Annotated in this window: 13 protein-coding genes; 9 read left to right on the forward strand and 4 right to left on the reverse strand. The window is 68.8% G+C overall.

Features of this window, described 5'->3' with window-relative positions; all coding sequences use genetic code 11:
• The first annotated feature begins 6 nt into the window (after positions 1–6).
• The 3 genes from AB0I23_RS22080 to AB0I23_RS22090 are packed head-to-tail and all read left to right on the forward strand — an operon-like array spanning position 7 to position 4,506.
• The gene (locus AB0I23_RS22080) at positions 7–1,587 is read left to right on the forward strand and encodes a glycosyltransferase family 4 protein (RefSeq protein ID WP_359111548.1); all 1,581 of its coding nucleotides are present in this window, start codon (positions 7–9) and stop codon (positions 1,585–1,587) included.
• Between the two features lie 44 nt (positions 1,588–1,631).
• A complete protein-coding gene (locus tag AB0I23_RS22085; RefSeq protein WP_436846981.1) occupies positions 1,632–3,218 on the forward strand; it encodes a glycosyltransferase family 2 protein in 1,587 nt (528 codons plus the stop codon).
• 4 nt (positions 3,219–3,222) lie between these two features.
• The gene (locus AB0I23_RS22090; protein WP_359111552.1) at positions 3,223–4,506 is read left to right on the forward strand and encodes a nucleotide sugar dehydrogenase; all 1,284 of its coding nucleotides are present in this window, start codon (positions 3,223–3,225) and stop codon (positions 4,504–4,506) included.
• A 108-nt stretch (positions 4,507–4,614) separates the two neighbouring features.
• Here AB0I23_RS22090 and AB0I23_RS22095 read toward each other — a convergent pair whose 3' ends face one another.
• The 4 genes from AB0I23_RS22095 to AB0I23_RS22110 all read right to left on the reverse strand — a co-directional run bounded on the left by AB0I23_RS22095 (position 4,615) and on the right by AB0I23_RS22110 (position 9,702).
• The gene (locus AB0I23_RS22095) at positions 4,615–5,769 is read right to left on the reverse strand and encodes an acyltransferase family protein (protein ID WP_359111554.1); all 1,155 of its coding nucleotides are present in this window, start codon (positions 5,767–5,769) and stop codon (positions 4,615–4,617) included.
• Between the two features lie 480 nt (positions 5,770–6,249).
• Complete coding sequence (locus AB0I23_RS22100) at positions 6,250–6,852, reverse strand: acyltransferase (RefSeq protein WP_359111555.1); 603 nt, start codon at positions 6,850–6,852, stop codon at positions 6,250–6,252.
• On the reverse strand, positions 6,849–8,450 hold the full coding sequence (locus tag AB0I23_RS22105) for a glycosyltransferase (protein WP_359111557.1): 1,602 nt from the start codon (positions 8,448–8,450) through the stop codon (positions 6,849–6,851). The genes AB0I23_RS22100 and AB0I23_RS22105 overlap by 4 nt, the downstream gene beginning before the upstream one ends.
• Positions 8,425–9,702: a hypothetical protein gene (locus AB0I23_RS22110; protein ID WP_359111559.1), complete on the reverse strand. Its 1,278-nt coding sequence runs from the start codon at positions 9,700–9,702 to the stop codon at positions 8,425–8,427. Before AB0I23_RS22110 ends, AB0I23_RS22105 begins: the two co-directional genes overlap by 26 nt.
• Before the next feature lie 341 nt (positions 9,703–10,043).
• On the opposite strand from AB0I23_RS22110, the gene rplU reads away from it, so the two are divergent.
• The 6 genes from rplU (at position 10,044) to AB0I23_RS22140 (ending at position 17,639) form a co-directional block, all read left to right on the forward strand.
• Entirely contained in the window at positions 10,044–10,364 is a 321-nt protein-coding gene (rplU, locus tag AB0I23_RS22115) for a 50S ribosomal protein L21 (RefSeq protein ID WP_030921216.1), read from the forward strand.
• A gap of 14 nt (positions 10,365–10,378) precedes the next feature.
• On the forward strand, positions 10,379–10,636 hold the full coding sequence (gene rpmA, locus AB0I23_RS22120) for a 50S ribosomal protein L27 (RefSeq protein WP_018103204.1): 258 nt from the start codon (positions 10,379–10,381) through the stop codon (positions 10,634–10,636).
• A gap of 165 nt (positions 10,637–10,801) precedes the next feature.
• On the forward strand, positions 10,802–12,238 hold the full coding sequence (obgE, locus tag AB0I23_RS22125; protein ID WP_359111561.1) for a GTPase ObgE: 1,437 nt from the start codon (positions 10,802–10,804) through the stop codon (positions 12,236–12,238).
• A gap of 354 nt (positions 12,239–12,592) precedes the next feature.
• Positions 12,593–14,092, forward strand: a complete 1,500-nt coding sequence (locus AB0I23_RS22130; protein ID WP_359111562.1) for a bifunctional cytidylyltransferase/SDR family oxidoreductase — start codon at positions 12,593–12,595, stop codon at positions 14,090–14,092.
• 135 nt (positions 14,093–14,227) lie between these two features.
• Positions 14,228–16,273 (forward strand): hypothetical protein, encoded by a 2,046-nt coding sequence (locus AB0I23_RS22135; protein WP_359111564.1) that lies wholly within the window; start codon positions 14,228–14,230, stop codon positions 16,271–16,273.
• Between the two features lie 148 nt (positions 16,274–16,421).
• On the forward strand, positions 16,422–17,639 hold the full coding sequence (locus tag AB0I23_RS22140; protein ID WP_359111626.1) for a glycosyltransferase family 2 protein: 1,218 nt from the start codon (positions 16,422–16,424) through the stop codon (positions 17,637–17,639).
• Positions 17,640–17,703 lie beyond the last annotated feature (64 nt).

The raw sequence follows: 17,703 nt of genomic DNA on the forward strand, positions 1-17,703 counted from the left end.
CTGTTGATGGAAGTGCAGAGTGCCGATGCCACCCGCACCACCAAGGGGCGCGTCGTCATGTTGGTCGACAACAAGGTCGAGGGCGACTCCCGGGTGCAGAAGGCGGCCGAGTCCGCCGCCGAGGCCGGCTGGGACGTGGTTCTGCTCGGTCTGGTCCGGTCTGGCCAGGGCCGTAGCTGGAAGCTGGGCGAGGCGGAGGTGCGGCTCCTGCCCCTGAAGACGCCGCTGGCCAAGCGGCACGCCGAGCGTCACCGCTCGCTGCTGCGCCGCCCCCTCGCCTATCCGCCGGGCCCGCTCGCCGCGTACCGTCGCCAGTGGGCCAAGGCCTGGCGCGCCGATGTGGCCACCCGGCGCGCGGCGCTCAAGGTGGCCCCGCATGCCGTGGGTTCACCTCTCTTCCGCAAGACCGAGAAGGTCAGGCTCGCCGCGGCGGGCCCCGCCTCCAAGGTCATGCAGCGCTGGATCTCCTTCAGGTCCCGCCAGAGCACCGAGGCGCAGAAGGCGGGCCGCAGGCTCAAGGGCCCGCTGGACCAGGCGTTCACCGCGTCCTGGAAGGCGGCGAAGGGCAGGCGCGCCTGGCGTCGCCTCGAACCGGCACTGTGGGACTACGAGTTGACCTATGGCAAGGAGATCGACGCCCTCAAGCCCGATCTGATCCACGCCAACGACTTCCGGATGCTCGGCGTTGGCGCTCGCGCCACGGTGCGCGCAAGGGCCGCCGGCCGTGACGTCAAACTGGTCTGGGACGCACATGAGTTCCTGCCCGGGGTGCGCCCCTGGGAGGACAACGCCCACTGGATTCCGGGCAACACCGCGCACGAGAGCGAGTTCGCCCCGTACGCCGACGCCGTCGTCACGGTCTCCGAGGGCCTCGCCGACCTGCTGCGCGAACGGCACGGGCTCAAGGCGCAGCCGACCGTCGTCCTCAACGCCCCCGACCGGCCGGTCGAGACCACGGCCGAGGACGACGCCGAGGTGCCCGACCTGCGCGAGCTGTGCGGCATCGGCCCCGATGTTCCGCTGATCGTCTACAGCGGTTCGCCCGGACCGCAGCGTGGCCTCGGCGACATGGTGGAGGCGCTGCCGAATCTCGACGGGGTGCACATCGCCTTCGTGGTGCCGAACCCCGCCGCCGCGTACATTCAGGGTCTGATGAAGCGCGCCGAGGAATTGGGCGCGGGCGACCGGCTGCACGCCGTCCCGTACGTGCCGCACTGGCAGGTGGTCCGCTTCCTGTCGGCCGCCGATGTCGGCTGCATCCCGATCCACCACTGGCCGAACCACGAGATCGCACTGATCACGAAGTTCTTCGAGTACTCGCACGCCCGGCTGCCGCTGGTCGTCAGCGACGTGAAGACGATGTCCGAGGCTGCCCGGGCCACCGGCCAGGGCGAGGTCTTCCCGGCCGAGGACATCGACGGATTCGTCGCCGCGGTCAAGGCTGTGCTCGCCGACCCCGACCGCTACAAGGCCGCGTACGACAAGCCGGGTCTTCTCGACACCTGGACCTGGGAGGCACAGGCCGAGGTACTCGACAAGCTCTACACCGACCTGCACCCCGACCTCACCCCAGGGACCACAGCGTGACGATCACCCCCGACGTCAGCGTCGTCGTCGCCGTCTACAACACCATGCCCTACCTCACCGAGTGCCTCAATTCGCTCATCGGGCAGTCCATCGGTACGGACCGCCTTGAGGTCGTGGCGGTCGACGACGGTTCGACGGACGACAGCGGCGCCGAACTCGACCGGTTCGCCGAGCGCTACCCGAACGTCGTCAAGGTGGTCCACCAGCCCAACTCCGGTGGCCCGGCAGCGCCGAGCAACCGCGCGCTGGAGCTGGCCACCGGCCGGTACGTCTACTTCATCGGCTCCGACGACTACCTCGGCGAGGAAGCGCTGGAGCGGATGGTCGCCTGCGCCGACCGGAACGAGTCGGACGTCGTGGTCGGCAAGATGGTCGGTACCAACGGCCGGTACGTGCGCCAGTCGCTCTACAAGGCCAACGACCCGGACGTCAGCCTCTACGGGCGGGAGCTGCCGTTCGCGCTGGCCAACACCAAGCTCTTCCGCCGCGAGCTGGTGGAGAAGTACCAGCTGCGCTTCCCGGAGGATCTGCCGGTCGGCAGTGACCAGCCGTTCACCATCGAGGCCTGCTACCGCGCCCGCAAGATATCGGTGGTCGCCGACTACACCTGCTACTACGCGGTGAAGCGCGGCGACGCCAGCAACATCACCTACCGCGCCGATCACCTGGCGCGGCTGCGCTGCACCGCGGCGATCATGGACCACGCGGCCGGGCTGATCGAGGCCGGTCCGAATCGGGACGCCCTCCTCACACGCCACTTCACCTGGGAGCTGTCCAAGCTCATCCAGGGCGACTTCCCGGCGCTCGACGAGGAGACCCGGCGCGAGGTCTGCGCGGGCATCGCGCGGCTGGCGGACAGCTACCTGACGGACGAGCTGAGCGACTCGCTGCCCGTCAAGCTGCGGGCCAGGCTGCGGCTGGCCCAGAGCGGCGCCACGGACACACTCTGCCGTGCCATCACCGAAGAGACCGAGCACGGCGCGCCGCCGTTCCACCTGGAGGACGGCCGCGCCTTCGCGCGGTACCCGGGCTTCCGCGACGCAGGTACGGAGCTTCCGGACCGCTGTTTCGAGCTGGTGGGCGAACGCGTCCCGGGACGGCTCGCGAACAAGACCGAGCTGATCGAGTCCGGCTGGGCGCAGGAGGGCGACGAACTGTCCTTCACCGCCACGATACGGATCGGCGTCGTCGGCGACACCGGCTCCGCCGTCGTACGCCTCGCCGAAGGCGCCATGCCCGGCAGCGCCGACAAGGCGCGCGCCCAGCGGCTGCCCGATGACAAGCAACTGCCCCCGGCGCCCGGTGAGTTCTTCCGGGAGGTCGCGGCCGACGGCAACGCCACGCTGCTCTATGCCCGGATCCCGCTGGAGCCGCGCAGCTCCAAGCGCGGGGTGCGTGTCTACATAGACGTGGCCGGATCGACGTACGAGATCCCGGTGCGGGCCGACGGCCGTCCGATGCCGCTGGCGCGGCAGTGGCGCAGCGGGGATGAGCCGTACCGGGCCGCGGTACGTCCCAACAGCAAGGGGCGCGTGGTGGTCGGCACCCGCCCGCTCAACCCGCCCAAGGCATCACTGGGCTCGCGGCTGCGATCCCGGCTGGCCGGCGCAAAGTTCTCCAAGAGGAAGTAACCCCATGAACATCTGTGTAGTAGCCCTCGGCAAGATCGGCCTTCCCCTGGCCGTGCAGTTCGCTGCCAAGGGCCACCGGGTGATCGGCGCCGACGTCAACGAGAAGGTCGTCGAGCTGGTCAACGCCGCGGTCGAGCCGTTCCCCGGTGAGCACGACCTCGACGTCAAGCTCAAGGAGACCGTTGCGGCAGGCCTGTTGACCGCGACGACGGACACCACTTCCGCGGTCGCGGAGTCCGACGCCGTCGTGGTCGTCGTGCCGCTCTTCGTGGACGCCGAAGGCACCCCGGACTTCGGCTGGATGGACTCCGCGACGAAGGCGATCGCCGCCGGACTGAAGCCCGGCACCCTGGTCAGCTACGAGACCACGCTACCGGTCGGCACCACCCGCACCCGCTGGGCGCCGATGCTCGAAGAGGGCTCCGGCCTCAAGGCCGGCGAGGACTTCCACCTGGTGTTCTCCCCGGAGCGGGTACTCACCGGCCGCGTCTTCGCCGACCTGCGCCGCTACCCGAAGCTGGTCGGCGGCATCGACGAGGCGTCCACACGGCGGGGCGTGGAGTTCTACGAGCAGGTGCTCGACTTCGACGCACGCGAGGACTTGCCGCGGCCCAACGGCGTATGGGACCTGGGCACTTCGGAGGCCTCCGAGATGGCCAAGCTCGCCGAGACGACGTACCGCGATGTCAACATCGGCCTGGCGAACCAGTTCGCCCGCTTCGCCGACAAGACCGGAATCGACGTCAAGAAGGTCATCGAGGCCTGCAACTCGCAGCCGTACAGCCACATCCACCAGCCCGGCATCGCTGTCGGCGGCCACTGCATTCCGATCTATCCGCGGATGTACCTGTGGAACGACCCGGAGGCGACCGTCGTGCGCTCGGCGCGCGAGGCCAACGCCGCTATGCCGTCGTACGCCGTGGATCTCCTCGCAGCGGCCTACGGTGACCTGGACGGTGTGAAGGTGCTCGTCCTGGGCGCGGCCTACCGCGGCGGCGTCAAGGAGACGGCCTTCTCCGGCGTCTACGGGACGGTCGAGGCGCTGAAGGCGCGCGGTGCGGTGCCGTTCGTATCGGACCCGATGTACACGGCCGAGGAGCTGACCGCGCACGGTCTCGTCCCGCACGAGGGCCAGAGCGTCACCGCCGCGATCCTCCAGGCCGACCACGCCGAGTACCGCGAACTGGCCGCCGCCGACCTGCCGGACGTGCGCGTCCTGGTCGACGGCCGCCGCACGACGGACCCGGCCCGCTGGGAGGGCGTCCGCCGCGTCGTCATCGGCGGCTGATCTCCGTACGCATCCGCTGTTCGCAGCGCGAAGGGGCCCCGCCGCACGGCGGGGCCCCTTCTTCGTCGTCTGCGAGAACTCCAGCCCGCAGGGACGCCGGGCGCGCGATCAACTATGGGTCAGCTCCGGCGGATTGCTGGATTCCCGGGCCAGGGCAGCGCGCAGCCAGTTCTGCGAGGGCCGCTCCACGAACCGGTGCACCAGCCAGGCCAGCGCGATCAGCGCGGCCGTGGTGACTCCCAGCGTGGGCCAGGCGCCCAGGTGCCCGTACAGCTTGCGGATCATGGCCCAGCCCAGCTCCTCGTGGAGGAGGTAGAGCGGGTAGACCAGGGCGCCCGCGGTGGACAGCCACTTCCAGTTGATCCAGTTCACCTTGCGCAGTGCCACGGCCAGCACCAGCAGGTAGAAGACGGTGACCAGGGCCAGTGCGAGGTACGGGTCCCGGTCCATGCCCTTGTTGTGGCGCAGGTTGTCGGCGTGTTCGACCAGGTCGCTCTGCATGACCAGCCAGCTCGCGCCCAGCAGTCCCCACAGCTTCAGATCGGGTCCGAAGCGGTACATCAGATACATCGCGATGCCGGCCACGAACAGCGCGGTGTTCAGTGGCTGGGCGAAGATCCCGAGCAGCGGCACGTCCTTGTCCTGCTGGACGAGGACGCTCGCCAGCAGCCACACCCAGCAGAAGACCGAGAGGCGCTGGTAGTCGACGCCCTTCCAGAGCACCACCAGGAAGATCAGGTAGAAGGTGAGCTCGACCCAGAGCGTCCAGTAGGCACCCACCAGGTGCTGCGCGGAGAGCGGCACCTGGAACATCGTGAGGTTGGTCAGCGACTCACTGATACTGGGCGCGGTGCGCCGGCCGTCCGGCAGCACGCGCCAGACCAGGAAAGCGACGACGATCGAGAACCAGTAGGCGGGGAAAAGCCGCAGGAAGCGGGCGCGTACGAACTGCCCGGGTGTGCGGTTCCAGGCCGAGAGGCAGATGACGAAGCCACTGATGATGAAGAAGAGCTGGACGCCGTACGAACCGTACGACGTGACCGGGAAGAGCCAGGGGAACAGCTCCTTGGGGTTCACGCCCCAGTTGGCCCTGGTCGCCGCGTCGACGCCGGTGAAGTGGAAGAACAGGACGGACAGCGCCGCCAGGACACGCAGGGCATCCAGTGCGTAGAGCCGAGGTACGGCCCCCTTCTTGGGGGACTGCGTTCCGCTCGCGCCGAGTGCGTCCAGTTGGCCGGGGACCTGGACGTCGGTCTGGGACATGTTGGCCTCACGTGTAGGGCGCCGGTAAACCCGGGCATCTTATGCGCCCGGTTGCATGTGCCGAACAAGGCGGGGAAATCTCGCCCGTTCCCGCACGGTAAGGAGTTGATCCGTTACGTTTCACTTCACTTCTTGCGGACGGAGCGCCCCCTCGGCTTCACGCCCGTGTTCGCGGGATCTGCCGACCGCCTGCTGGAACATTCTGTTCATGCCCATGCCCATGCCTTTGGCCGGTGGGCCGAGCACCCGGGCGGACGCGGTGTGAGCAGGCGCAGCTCCACATCGGGGTCGTGCACGGAGTGTTTGAGGAGCGGGGCGAGGAAGTCGTTCCCATTCGAGCAGGCGGCCGGTGTCGGCCCCAGCCGCGTGAACAGGCGACCTTGCGAAGCCGGGGCCGTGCCACAGGACGGAAGCGCCGCGCGGTATCTGCCCTTGAACGGGGCCGATACCCGCGGCGCTTTCCTTGGACCGGTCCTGGGCCTACGCGGCGCGCTCGGTCAGAACCCCGGCCTTCTCCTCGTATACCGCCCCCGTCTGCGGGCACTCCCAGATACCCGCCGAACCTTCGCGCTCGACCAGCTTCACACCGGCGCGGCCGACCCAGCCGGCCTGCCGGGCCGGAACGCCGACGACCAGGGCGAAGTCGGGCACGTCCTTGGTCACCACGGCGCCGGCCGCCACCATGGCCCAGCGGCCGATCCGGACCGGGGCGACCGCGACGGAACGCGCGCCCAGTGACGCGCCCTCGGCGATCTTCACGCCGACGGCCTCCCAGTCACCGCCGCGCTTCTGCTTGCCGTCCGGGTCGACCGAACGCGGGTTGTGGTCGTTGGTGAGTACCACAGCCGGGCCGATGAAGACGCCGTCGGCGAGTTCGGCCGGTTCGTACACCAGCGCATAATTCTGGATCTTGACGTTGTCGCCGATCCGCACGCCCGTACCGACGTACGCGCCGCGGCCGACCACGCAGCCCTCGCCGAGCCGGGCCTGCTCGCGGATCTGGGCGAGTTCCCAGACACTGCTGCCTGCCCCGATCTCGGCGGTCTCGTCGACCTGGGCGGTGGGCTGGACTCTGTAGTTCACTGCGCGTCTGCCTTTCGGAGTGGGGCCTCGACCGGCGAGCTTACGTCGCGGTCCGTGCCCAGCAGCAGGCGGTCGTAGTCGCTCCGCACGGTCTCCCAGTCCCAGGTCGAGAGGGCGTACCGGGACGCCTCGCGCCCGGCCTCGGCCTGGATCTCCTCGGACGCGGTGACGGCGAGGATGCGCTCGGCGGCCTGCTGCGGGGTGGTGACGATCCAGTCCTCGGGGAAGAGGGTCCGCGTGCCGTGCGGACGGCCGGCCACGAACGGCCAGTCCCGGACGACCGGCACGGCACCGGCCGCCGCTCCCTCCATCAGGCCGACGTGACAGCCCTCACGGACGGAGCTGCTGAGGATCACGCCCACTCCGGTGAGCACGCCGGGTACGTCGTCGGTCGGCCCGAGTCTGCGCACGGCACCCGTGGGCTCCAGCTCGGCGAGATCCTTCTTCAGGGCCTCGTAATAGGCGGCGGCCGCCGCGCTGGGTGCCGGATCGATTCCGTCGCCGACCATCAGCAGGCGGTAGCGCTCGTCCCGGGCCCGAAGGAGCCTGAGCACCTCCAGCGCCCAGCGCGGGTCCTTGGCGATCTGGCCGATGCCTATCAGGCCCACGGTGAACCGCGCGTCGTCGCGCTTGGGACGGTCGAACCGCCGCAGGTCCAGTGCGTTGTGCAGGAAGTGGAGGCGCGGCGCGTCGGTAGCGAGCAGCCGGGGAACGGCGGCGGTGGTCAACTCCCGCATGTGTTCCGCGATGAACACGACATCGTCGACCCGGGAGAAGTCCATGATGTGCGGCCAGTACGTGAACGACTCGTACTTGTGAAGCCGGACGACGATCCGGGTGCTCCCCGGATCGACCAAGGTCATGAACGCGGCGGCCGTGGAGCACCACTCGACGAAGACGGTGTCCGCCCAGTCCAGATGGGGGCGCAGCGCCGCTTCGACCTCGGCTGCGTACGCGGCCTGGGTCCCGAGCGGCAGCTCGATCATCCGCCGCAGGCCCTTGGCCAGCGGCGCGAGTACCGGATCGGCCGCCAGGTCCAGCGTGCGGAGCTCGACACCGGGATGGTCCGCGTAACGCTGGGTGAGCAGGCCCAGGAAGTTGGCGTTGGCCTGGTTTACCACGAGCAGCCGCAGCGGTCGGCCGGTCGGGGGTACAGCGGGGGGTGTCTTCCGGCCGCGGGGTGCCGTCACCGCGCGGGCGGTGGTGCTGGTGCGCAGCCGGGCGGTGAATCCGGCCGGATCGTCCGACAGGGGCGAGTGGAGCCGGTCGACGTGTGGAACCCGGTGAAAAGCCAGCAGCAGGGCCCGGGTGAGAGCCGCGGCGGCCTCCTTCTTCCGGCCCGCCTTCAGGTGCGCGTCCGCACAGGCCAGCTTGGCTCCGTACGCCTGGACGAGATGGCGTGGGACCAGACCCCGGGACAGCTGCGCCTCGGCCGCCGCGCCGAGCAGGTCCGCCTTGAGCCTGCGGTCACGGACGCGGTGGGCGGTGACGCCCAGGACGCGCTCGGCCAGGAACGGCCGGTCCGTGCGGGCCATGCGCGCGGTCGCCCTGCGGGCAACCTTGGCCAGGAATTCATCGGGGATCTGTGGTGTCGACACGTTGTGGCTCCACGGTTGAGTAAGGAACTCGGACCGTACGGCCAATCGGGGACCGGCGAAAGACCTGAGCGCTCTCTGCGATCAGGGTAATTCCCAGCGTCACCGGAACCCACATGAGCACTCCGAGCCGATCCGCCTCCTGGGCCAGCGGATGAGCCGCGACCTGGGCGACGCCGGTCAGCGCCACCGCGCACGCGAGCGGGCCGAGGACGCCGCCGCGACGGATCAGTACCCAGAGCGAGACCACCACGGCCACCAGGAAGAACGGCATCGCGGCCTGCTCTTCGAACCAGTGGCTCCAGTACTGCAGATTGAGGTCGGTCAGCCGGGCCCACGGGTCGGGCACGTCCGGCGAGCGGAAATGGTGCGTGAAGGTGTCCTGCAGTGTGACCTCGGAGGACGGCAGGCCGAGCAGCTTCATGGCCAGCGCCACGGCGGCTGCGCATCCGGTGGCCGCACCGGCGAGGAGGAGATCGTGCCGGGAGCGGCGGAGGAGCCAGGAGGCGAGCGCCGCGACCGCGATCAGGGCGGCCAGCAGCAGAGCCGTCGAGTAGCGCGTCACCGCGCACACGGCAAGGGCGCCGGTGAACAGCGCCGCGCCGGACGGCCGCCTGCCACGCGCCATCAGGACACCACCCCACACCGTCCCGAGCGCACAGATCGTGACCAGACCCTCGCTCAGCGCCTGCAGGCTCCACCAGCCGAGTGGCGAGACAAGAAATGCGACCTGCCCGACGACGGCCGGTACGCGGCCGAGACCGGCGCTCCGCAGCAGTCCGCAGACCATCAGGGAACCGGCCAGGGCCAGTACGAGGCCCAGGACGCGCATCCCGTCCAGCACGCCGAGAGCGCCGATGAAGGGGGCGGCGAGCAGCGGATACCCGGGACGGGTAGAGAAGATCGCCTGGTAGCGGTCGTCCGCCGTGGTGATATCGGTGGCGTCGGACCACCGGGTCAGGCAGGCGGCGGAGCTCGATGCCTTGGCGGCGGTCACGTCGGCGGAACCGGCCAGCGGATCCAGGGACCTGGACTCCGCGGCCGCATCGGCGCGACTCGTGCAGAACGCGGTGAGCGCGGTGTGGTGCGCCTCTTCGCGCGTGGCGCCGAGCTGCTGCTCCGCGGCGCGTGCGTAACGGTACGAGTCCGGAAAAAGGGTCCAGGAGGAACCGGCGGTCAGCTGCGCCAGCGCATAGACGGCACAGACCAGGAGGGGCAACAGCCAGGTGCGGCCGAGCAGGGCGGATCGCAGCATCTACGGCCTCAGGAATACGGATAGTGATCAAAACTGACAAACTAGCATGGCGTCGACCCGGCCTTCCGGCCGGTGCGAGGCTCCCCGGGCCGGTCCGCGGAGCCTCGCGACGGCCCGGCGGAAGGCGTTCGACAGGTCCGAGGGGCCCGGTTTGACCCGCCCGTGTGCGGCCCCGTAGCCTTGCACCTCGGCGTGTTTCCATGCGCGCCCACCCCTGAGCACATCCCTCGTGACGGACCCGTCCGTCACGAGAGGCCGCTCATCCTTCCGGATCGTCGCAGGTTTCGCCTGCGCGAGCGGCTGGCATCAGGGGACCCGTTCCGAGTGAGAGAGAGATCCGCGTGTACGCCATCGTGCGCAGCGGTGGCCGCCAGCACAAGGTTGCTGTCGGTGACATCGTTGAGGTTGACAAGATTTCCACTGCCCAGGTTGGCGACACGGTCGAGCTCTCGACCCTGCTCGTGGTCGACGGCGACGCCGTGACCAGCGACCCGTGGGTGCTTGCCGGGATCAAGGTCCAGGCCGAGGTCGTGGACCACCACAAGGGCGCGAAGATCGACATCCTTCGCTACAAGAACAAGACCGGCTACCGCCGTCGCCAGGGTCACCGTCAGCAGTACACGGCGATCAAGGTCACCGGTATCCCCGCGGCTGCGAAGTAAGGGACTGAGGAGACATGGCACACAAGAAGGGCGCATCGTCCACCCGGAACGGGCGCGATTCCAATGCTCAGCGGCTCGGCGTGAAGCGCTTCGGCGGTCAGGCCGTCAACGCCGGTGAGATCCTGGTCCGCCAGCGCGGCACCCACTTCCACCCGGGCACGGGCGTCGGCCGTGGTGGCGACGACACGCTGTTCGCACTCGCCGCCGGTGCGGTCGAGTTCGGCACGCACCGTGGCCGCAAGGTCGTGAACATCGTTCCGATCGCCGGCTGATTTTCGGCGCTCGTCGAGCGGTTTCTGCGGAGGCGGACCTCACTTCCCGTACGGGAAGCGGGTCCGCCTTTCGCGTGTTTCTCCTGTGAGAGACAGCTTCTGTCCCCAGCGGGACACCATGAGCTTTGAGTCATTTCTGCATGTACGTAACTGGAGGTTTCCACCATGACCACCTTCGTGGACCGCGTCGAGCTGCATGCCGCCGCGGGTAACGGAGGCCACGGCTGTGCCTCCGTTCACCGTGAGAAGTTCAAGCCGCTCGGCGGTCCTGACGGCGGCAACGGCGGCCGTGGCGGCGATGTGACCCTGGTCGTCGACCAGGACGTCACCACGCTTCTCGACTACCACCACAGTCCCCACCGCAAGGCCACCAACGGGCAGCCCGGCGCGGGCGACAACCGTTCCGGCAAGGACGGCCAGGACCTGATCCTGCCCGTTCCCGACGGCACGGTCGTCCTCGACAAGGACGGCAATGTGCTCGCCGACCTGGTCGGCCAGGGCACCACGTTCGTGGCCGGACAGGGCGGCCGTGGCGGCCTCGGCAACGCCGCACTCGCCTCCGCCCGCCGCAAGGCCCCCGGCTTCGCGCTGCTCGGCGAGCCGGGCGAGTCCCGGGACATCGTCCTGGAGCTCAAGACCGTCGCCGACGTGGCACTGGTGGGATACCCGAGCGCGGGCAAGTCCTCGCTCATCTCCGTCCTGTCCGCGGCCAAGCCGAAGATCGCCGACTACCCGTTCACCACGCTCGTCCCGAACCTGGGCGTGGTCACCGCGGGCGGCACCGTCTACACCATCGCCGACGTCCCCGGGCTGATCCCGGGCGCCAGCCAGGGCAAGGGCCTCGGCCTGGAGTTCCTGCGGCACGTCGAGCGCTGCTCCGTCCTCGTGCACGTACTGGACACCGCGACGCTGGAGTCCGACCGCGACCCGGTCTCCGACCTCGACATCATCGAGGAGGAGCTGAGGCAGTACGGCGGACTGGACGACCGGCCCCGCATCGTCGTCCTCAACAAGATCGACATCCCGGACGGCCAGGACCTCGCCGACATGATCCGCCCGGAGCTCGAGGAGCGCGGCTACCGCGTCTTCGAGGTGTCCGCCGTCGCACATATCGGCCTGAGGGAGCTCTCCTTCGCGCTCGCGGGTGTGATCGCCGAGGCACGCGCCGCCAAGCCGGTGGAGGAGGCGACCCGCATCGTCATCCGCCCGAAGGCCGTGGACGACGCGGGCTTCACCGTCACGCTGGAGGAGGACGGCATCTACCGGGTGCGCGGCGAGAAGCCGGAGCGCTGGGTCCGTCAGACCGACTTCAACAACGACGAGGCCGTCGGCTATCTCGCCGACCGGCTCAACCGCCTCGGGGTCGAGGACGAGCTGATGAAGGCCGGTGCCCGGGCGGGCGACGGCGTGGCCATCGGCGCCGAGGACAACGCGGTCGTCTTCGACTGGGAGCCGACCATGGCGGCGGGCGCCGAGATGCTCGGCCGGCGCGGCGAGGACCACCGTCTCGAAGCCCCCCGCCCGGCGGCCCAGCGCCGTCGCGACCGCGAGGTGGAACGTGACGAGGTGCAGCGCGAGTTCGACGAGTTCAACCCGTTCTAGAAGAGTCCGACTCCAGAAGGTTCGACGGGTTCACCCGTTCCGGACGGGTCACGCAGGGCGTGGCGGGTCGTGGTGGCGGATCTGTGCCGACGGCCCGCCCCTGCGGTGACGCCGCACCCGGCGTCGCCGTCCGTCGCGGCCCGTGGTCAGGAATCCCGCATACGGGTGGTTCATACCGCGAAACCGTGTGGTGTCGGTCACCCGGCGGGGAAGCGCCGATTCCGGGATTCGCCCTGATCGCAAGGCAACGGCAGGTGTCCGCAGGGCATGCGGGAGCCGACGTCCACCTTGCGAGACGGTAACGGAGAGTGCAACCATCGCTGTGTCTCCCAGCCCTCGCAAGGTAGGTCGTCTGTGTCTGCTCAGCACATAGCCAAAGCCCGAACCACAGCAGTCGTGCTCGCCGGCGGTACCGGCCAGCGCGTGGGGCTGTCGATCCCGAAGCAGCTGCTGAAGATCGCAGGCAAGGCTGTCATCGAGCACACGTTGTCGATCTTCCAGCAGGCCGACTCCATCGACGACATCATCGTTCTGATGGCGCCGGGCTATGTGTCCGACGTCGAGAAGATCATCGCCAAGGCCGGTCTGACCAAGGTCACCCAGGTGATCGAGGGCGGCACCACGCGCAACGAGACCACCGAGCGCGCCATCGCGGCCCTCGGTGAGGGCCTGGCCGAGGGCGAGGACCGCAACGTCCTCTTCCACGACGCCGTGCGCCCCCTGCTGTCGCAGCGCGTCATCCAGGACTGTGTGGACGCCTTGGACCGCTACCAGGCCGTCGATGTCGCCATCCCGTCCGCGGACACGATCATCGTGACCCGCACCCACGGCGGCGACGGCGAGTTCATCACCGACGTGCCCGACCGGTCACGGCTGCGCCGCGGTCAGACGCCACAGGCCTTCAAGCTCTCCACGATCCGGCGCGCCTACGAGGTCGCCGCGGGCGACCCGAACTTCCAGGCCACCGACGACTGCTCGGTCGTGCTGAAGTACCTCCCCGACGTGCCGATCTACGTCGTGGCGGGCGACGAGTACAACATGAAGGTGACCCAGCCGGTCGACGTCTTCATCGCGGACAAGCTCTTCCAGTTGGCCTCCACGGCCGTCCCGCAGCCGGCCGACGAAGCCGCCTACCGCGACCTGCTCACCGGCAAGACCCTGGTCGTCTTCGGCGGCTCGTACGGGATCGGCGCGGACATCGCGACCCTCGCCGAGTCCTTCGGCGCCAACGTCTACGCCCTGGGCCGCTCCACCACCGGTACGCACGTGGAGAACCCGGAGCACATCGACGACGCTCTCTCCAAGGCGTACGCGGAAACCGGCCGCATCGACTACGTGATCAACACCGCGGGTGTGCTGCGCATCGGCAAGCTGGCCGAGACGGACAACACGACCATCCAGGAAGCGCTGAACGTCAACTACCTGGCGCCCGTCCAGATCGCTCGCGCCTCGTACAAGTACCTCGTGGAGACCAAGGGCCAACTGCTGCTCTACACCTCCAGCAGCTACACCCGCGGACGCGCGGAGTACAGCCTCTATTCGTCGACCAAGGCCGCCATGGTCAACCTGACCCAGGCGCTCTCGGACGAGTGGGCCGGCGACGGAGTGCGGGTGAACTGCGTGAACCCCGAGCGCACGGCGACGCCGATGCGCACCAAGGCGTTCGGCGACGAGCCCGCGGGTACGCTGCTCTCCTCCGAGGCGGTCGCCCGCACCTCGCTCGACGTCCTGCTCTCCGAGATGACCGGCCACGTGATCGACGTACGTCAGCAGGACCCGACCCGTGGTGCATCCGAGGCATCCGGCTTCGAACAGGCGCTTGCCGCTGTCCTGGATCGACAGGCGGATGTGTAATACTGCTTGACAATCGACTATTCGGACCCCTGCTGTCGCTCCGCGCGAACCGCAGGGGTCCGAATTCGTGAAGGTCTTCTTCACATTTCCCTCGTAAGGTAAAAAAGTCGGCACCCTTTTCGGAAGCGGTACTTCGTGATTTCGAAAGCCATTCGCTTGGCTCGTGTGGGCAGCGGTTCGGAGCTGACTGCCGCGCTCTTCATGGCTCTGGGGTTCCCGTGCATAATGCTCGCGGCGATAATCCCCGATCTGTGGTTCTTCATCGCGGCAGCAGCGGTGACGTACCTGGCCGACCGGTATCTGCACCACTGCGACAGCTACCTGATCAACCGCCTGGCCGCCGTCCGAGCCGGACTCTCGATCCGCTTCCTGGTGCGCCAGCTGCTGTTGATCCTGCTGCTCTCCCGCATGGGATACGGCGAGATGACGCTCTTCTACGTGACGATCGCCTGCCTGCTGGCCTTCTACGGCCTCCAGGCGCCGCAGGGCGCGATAGTCACCCTCATCCGCCTGCGCCGCAGGCTTCCGGTGGTCACCCGCAACGTCGACCTCGAAGCCGCGCGGATTCCGGACGCCCCGCCGCAGCTGCTGATGAACCGTCCCGCGGAGAAGATGCTGCACCTGGACATCTTCGCGATGGTCGGTGTCCTGGCCGCGATCGAGACCGGCAAGCACGGGCTGGCCTACGTGGGACTCGCTCTCATGCTCGTCCCCGCGGTCGGCTATCTGGGAGCACTTCTTCCGCATGTCCGGCCGAGCCGCCTCGCGCCGCCGGACGCCAAGGTGCTCAAGGCCGTGGGCGACTGGCTCGGTGAGTACCAGCCGACGGTGATGCTGTACTTCTCCGGCTCGAAGGAATCGGCTTACCAGGTCAACATGTGGCTGGAGACGATGGCGCAGCTCGGTGGCCGGCCGCTCGTCCTGCTGCGGGAGCGCATCATGGTCCCGCAGCTGAGCACGACCTCGGTGCCGGTGCTCTGTGTACCCGGTGGCGTGCACCTGATGAATCTGAACCTGTCGTCGGTGCGGGTCGCGCTCTACGCCGCCAACGTCGGCAAGAACATCCACCTGCTGCGGGTGCCGACCATGAAGCACGTCTTCATCGGCCACGGCGACAGTGACAAGCTCGCCAGCGTCAACCCGTACAGCAAGGTCTACGACGAGGTGTGGACCGCGGGCCGGGCCGGCCGCGACCGCTACGCGCTGGCCGACGTCGGCGTTCGGGACGAGGACATCGTCGAGGTGGGCCGCCCCCAGCTGGCCACCATCAAGCCGTGGACCGGCGCGCCGAAGAACCCGATCCCGACCGTGCTGTACGCGCCCACCTGGGAGGGCTGGGACGACAACCCGGGGAACACCTCGCTGCTGCTGGCCGGCGAGAACATCGTGCGGCGGCTGCTGGAGGCCGAGCCGCCGGTCCGGCTGCTGTACAAGCCGCACCCCTTCACCGGTACCCGCAGCCGCGCGGCCAAGGCCGTGCATCTGCGCATCACCGCGATGATCGAGGAGGCCGCCGTCAAGCGTGCCACCGACCCCCGCTGGGCGACGGAATCGGCCGCCCTGCAGGGCGAGCGGGCCGCGGCGCAGTCCGAGCTGGCCCGCATCGAGGCACAGCTGGCCGCGGAGTCGAGCGGCGGCCGTGTGGCCCGGGACGAGGCGGAGCTCTCCCGGGACTCGCTCGCGGACCCGGCGCGCGAGGCCGAGACCGCGAAGCTGAAGGACGAGTGGAACGCCGCGTTCTGGCGTTCGCTGGGCTGGTGGGAGCACAAGGTCATCTCCGGCTCCCAGATGCGTCTGTACGACTGCTTCAACGAGTCGGACGGCATGGTCTCGGACATCTCCAGTGTGGTGTCCGACTTCATCGCGAGCGGCAAGCCGTACGCGGTCACGGACTCCGCCGAGCTGGGCGAGGACGAGTTCCGTCGGCAGAACACCGCGGTGCGTGCCGCGGTGATCCTCTCCAACGCGGCGACCGAGCTGGATGCCCTGCTCGGCGCGGTGGTCGACGAGAGCGCGGACACGCTGGCGGACGCCCGGCGTGAGCTGAAGCGGTATCTGCTCGGCCCGGACGAGCCCACGTCCATCGTGCAGTTCGACGCGGCCGTGACGGCGCTCGCCGCCAAGTCGGAGGCGCGGAACAGCGGTGTGGCGATCAGCCTGGGCGAGCCCGTGAACGGCTGAAAAGCGCCGCAACCTATACAGGTTCACCAAGGCCCGGTAAAGACCCTGAGGGGATTTGCCGGGCCTTTGTGATGAGCGTCACCATTCACACATCGAGTGTCGGACAACCAACGGGTGGCGTCGGCTGTCTTCTGTGGGTGTGAACGAGATGCAAATCCCTGACGTGACGGTGATCGTCGGAGCGTATGAGGCCATGCCGTACCTCGTGCGCTGTCTCGAATCCGTGGAGTCCCAGACCATCGGCGCCGACCGGATCGAAATCGTCGCGGTCGATGACGGCTCGACCGATGGCACCGGCGAATACCTGGAGGAATTCGCCGCCCGCTCCGCGGTGCCGATGAGAGTCGTGCGTCAGGCGAACTCCGGCGGCCCGAGCGGCCCGCGCAACGTGGGTCTCGGCATGGCGCGCGGCCGCTATGTCTTCTTCCTCGACGCCGACGACTACTTCGGTGACGAGGCCCTGGAGCGGATGGTCGCCACGGCCGACGGGGCCGGCACCGATGTCGTGCTCGGAAAGGTGGTCGGCGTCAACCGGGGAGCGCCCCAGTCGATGTGGAGCGCCACCAAGGACCGGGTCGACGTATACAACTCCAAGGTCATATACACGCTGAGCGCGCAGAAGCTCTTCCGGCGGGAATTGCTGGAACGGCTCGCGCTGCGATTCGACGAAGATCTCCGGACCGGCGAGGACGCCCTCTTCACCCTGGAGGCCTATCTGCGAGGCGCCGGGGTCTCCGTGATCTCCGACTACGTCTGCTATTACCTGGTCGGCCGCGACGACGGAAAGCACGTCACCAAGAGCGGCACCTATGAATGGCGCTTCGATTCCATGCGGGCGATGATGGAGCTCATTCACCGGCTCGAACCCGCAGGTCCGAAGCGTGATTTTCTGATGATCCGGCCCTTCACGGTCGGCATGCTGCAGCAGTTCGGTCCCGGCGTACTCAAGGAGTCACCGGAGGTGCGCCGCCACAAGATGGAGCTCGCGGCGCCGCTCATGGACGCGTACTGGAACGAGGGCGTGGCCCGGCTGATCAAGGTGGCCGAGCGACTGCGGCTCGCCTGCGTCGCCAAGGGGCGTACCGATCTGCTCGCCGACCACCTGGAGTTCGTCCGGGCGAAGACCCTTCCTGACGTGGTCCGTTCGCGCAGGGGCGACAAGCTCTATCTCGCGTACCCGCACTTCCGTGACCGGTCGGCCGGGCTCCCCGACTCCGTTTTCGAGGTCACCGTGCCCGACTGGCACGGCGACAAGCGCATCGAACGGCCCGCGGCCGCGGCTCGCCGGGCGTCGCTCTCCCGGCGGGTGGCGCGCCGTATGCGCAGGGACGTCCGGCGCTTGAAGTCGCGCCTGAGCGCGGGCTGAACGGCCGCTCGACCCGCGGATTTCCCCCGAATCGCAGGGGGATTCTCGGTAAAATCGCCTCGAA

This window comes from Streptomyces atratus (assembly GCF_040655115.1).
GTDB classification, from domain to species: domain Bacteria; phylum Actinomycetota; class Actinomycetes; order Streptomycetales; family Streptomycetaceae; genus Streptomyces; species Streptomyces atratus_D.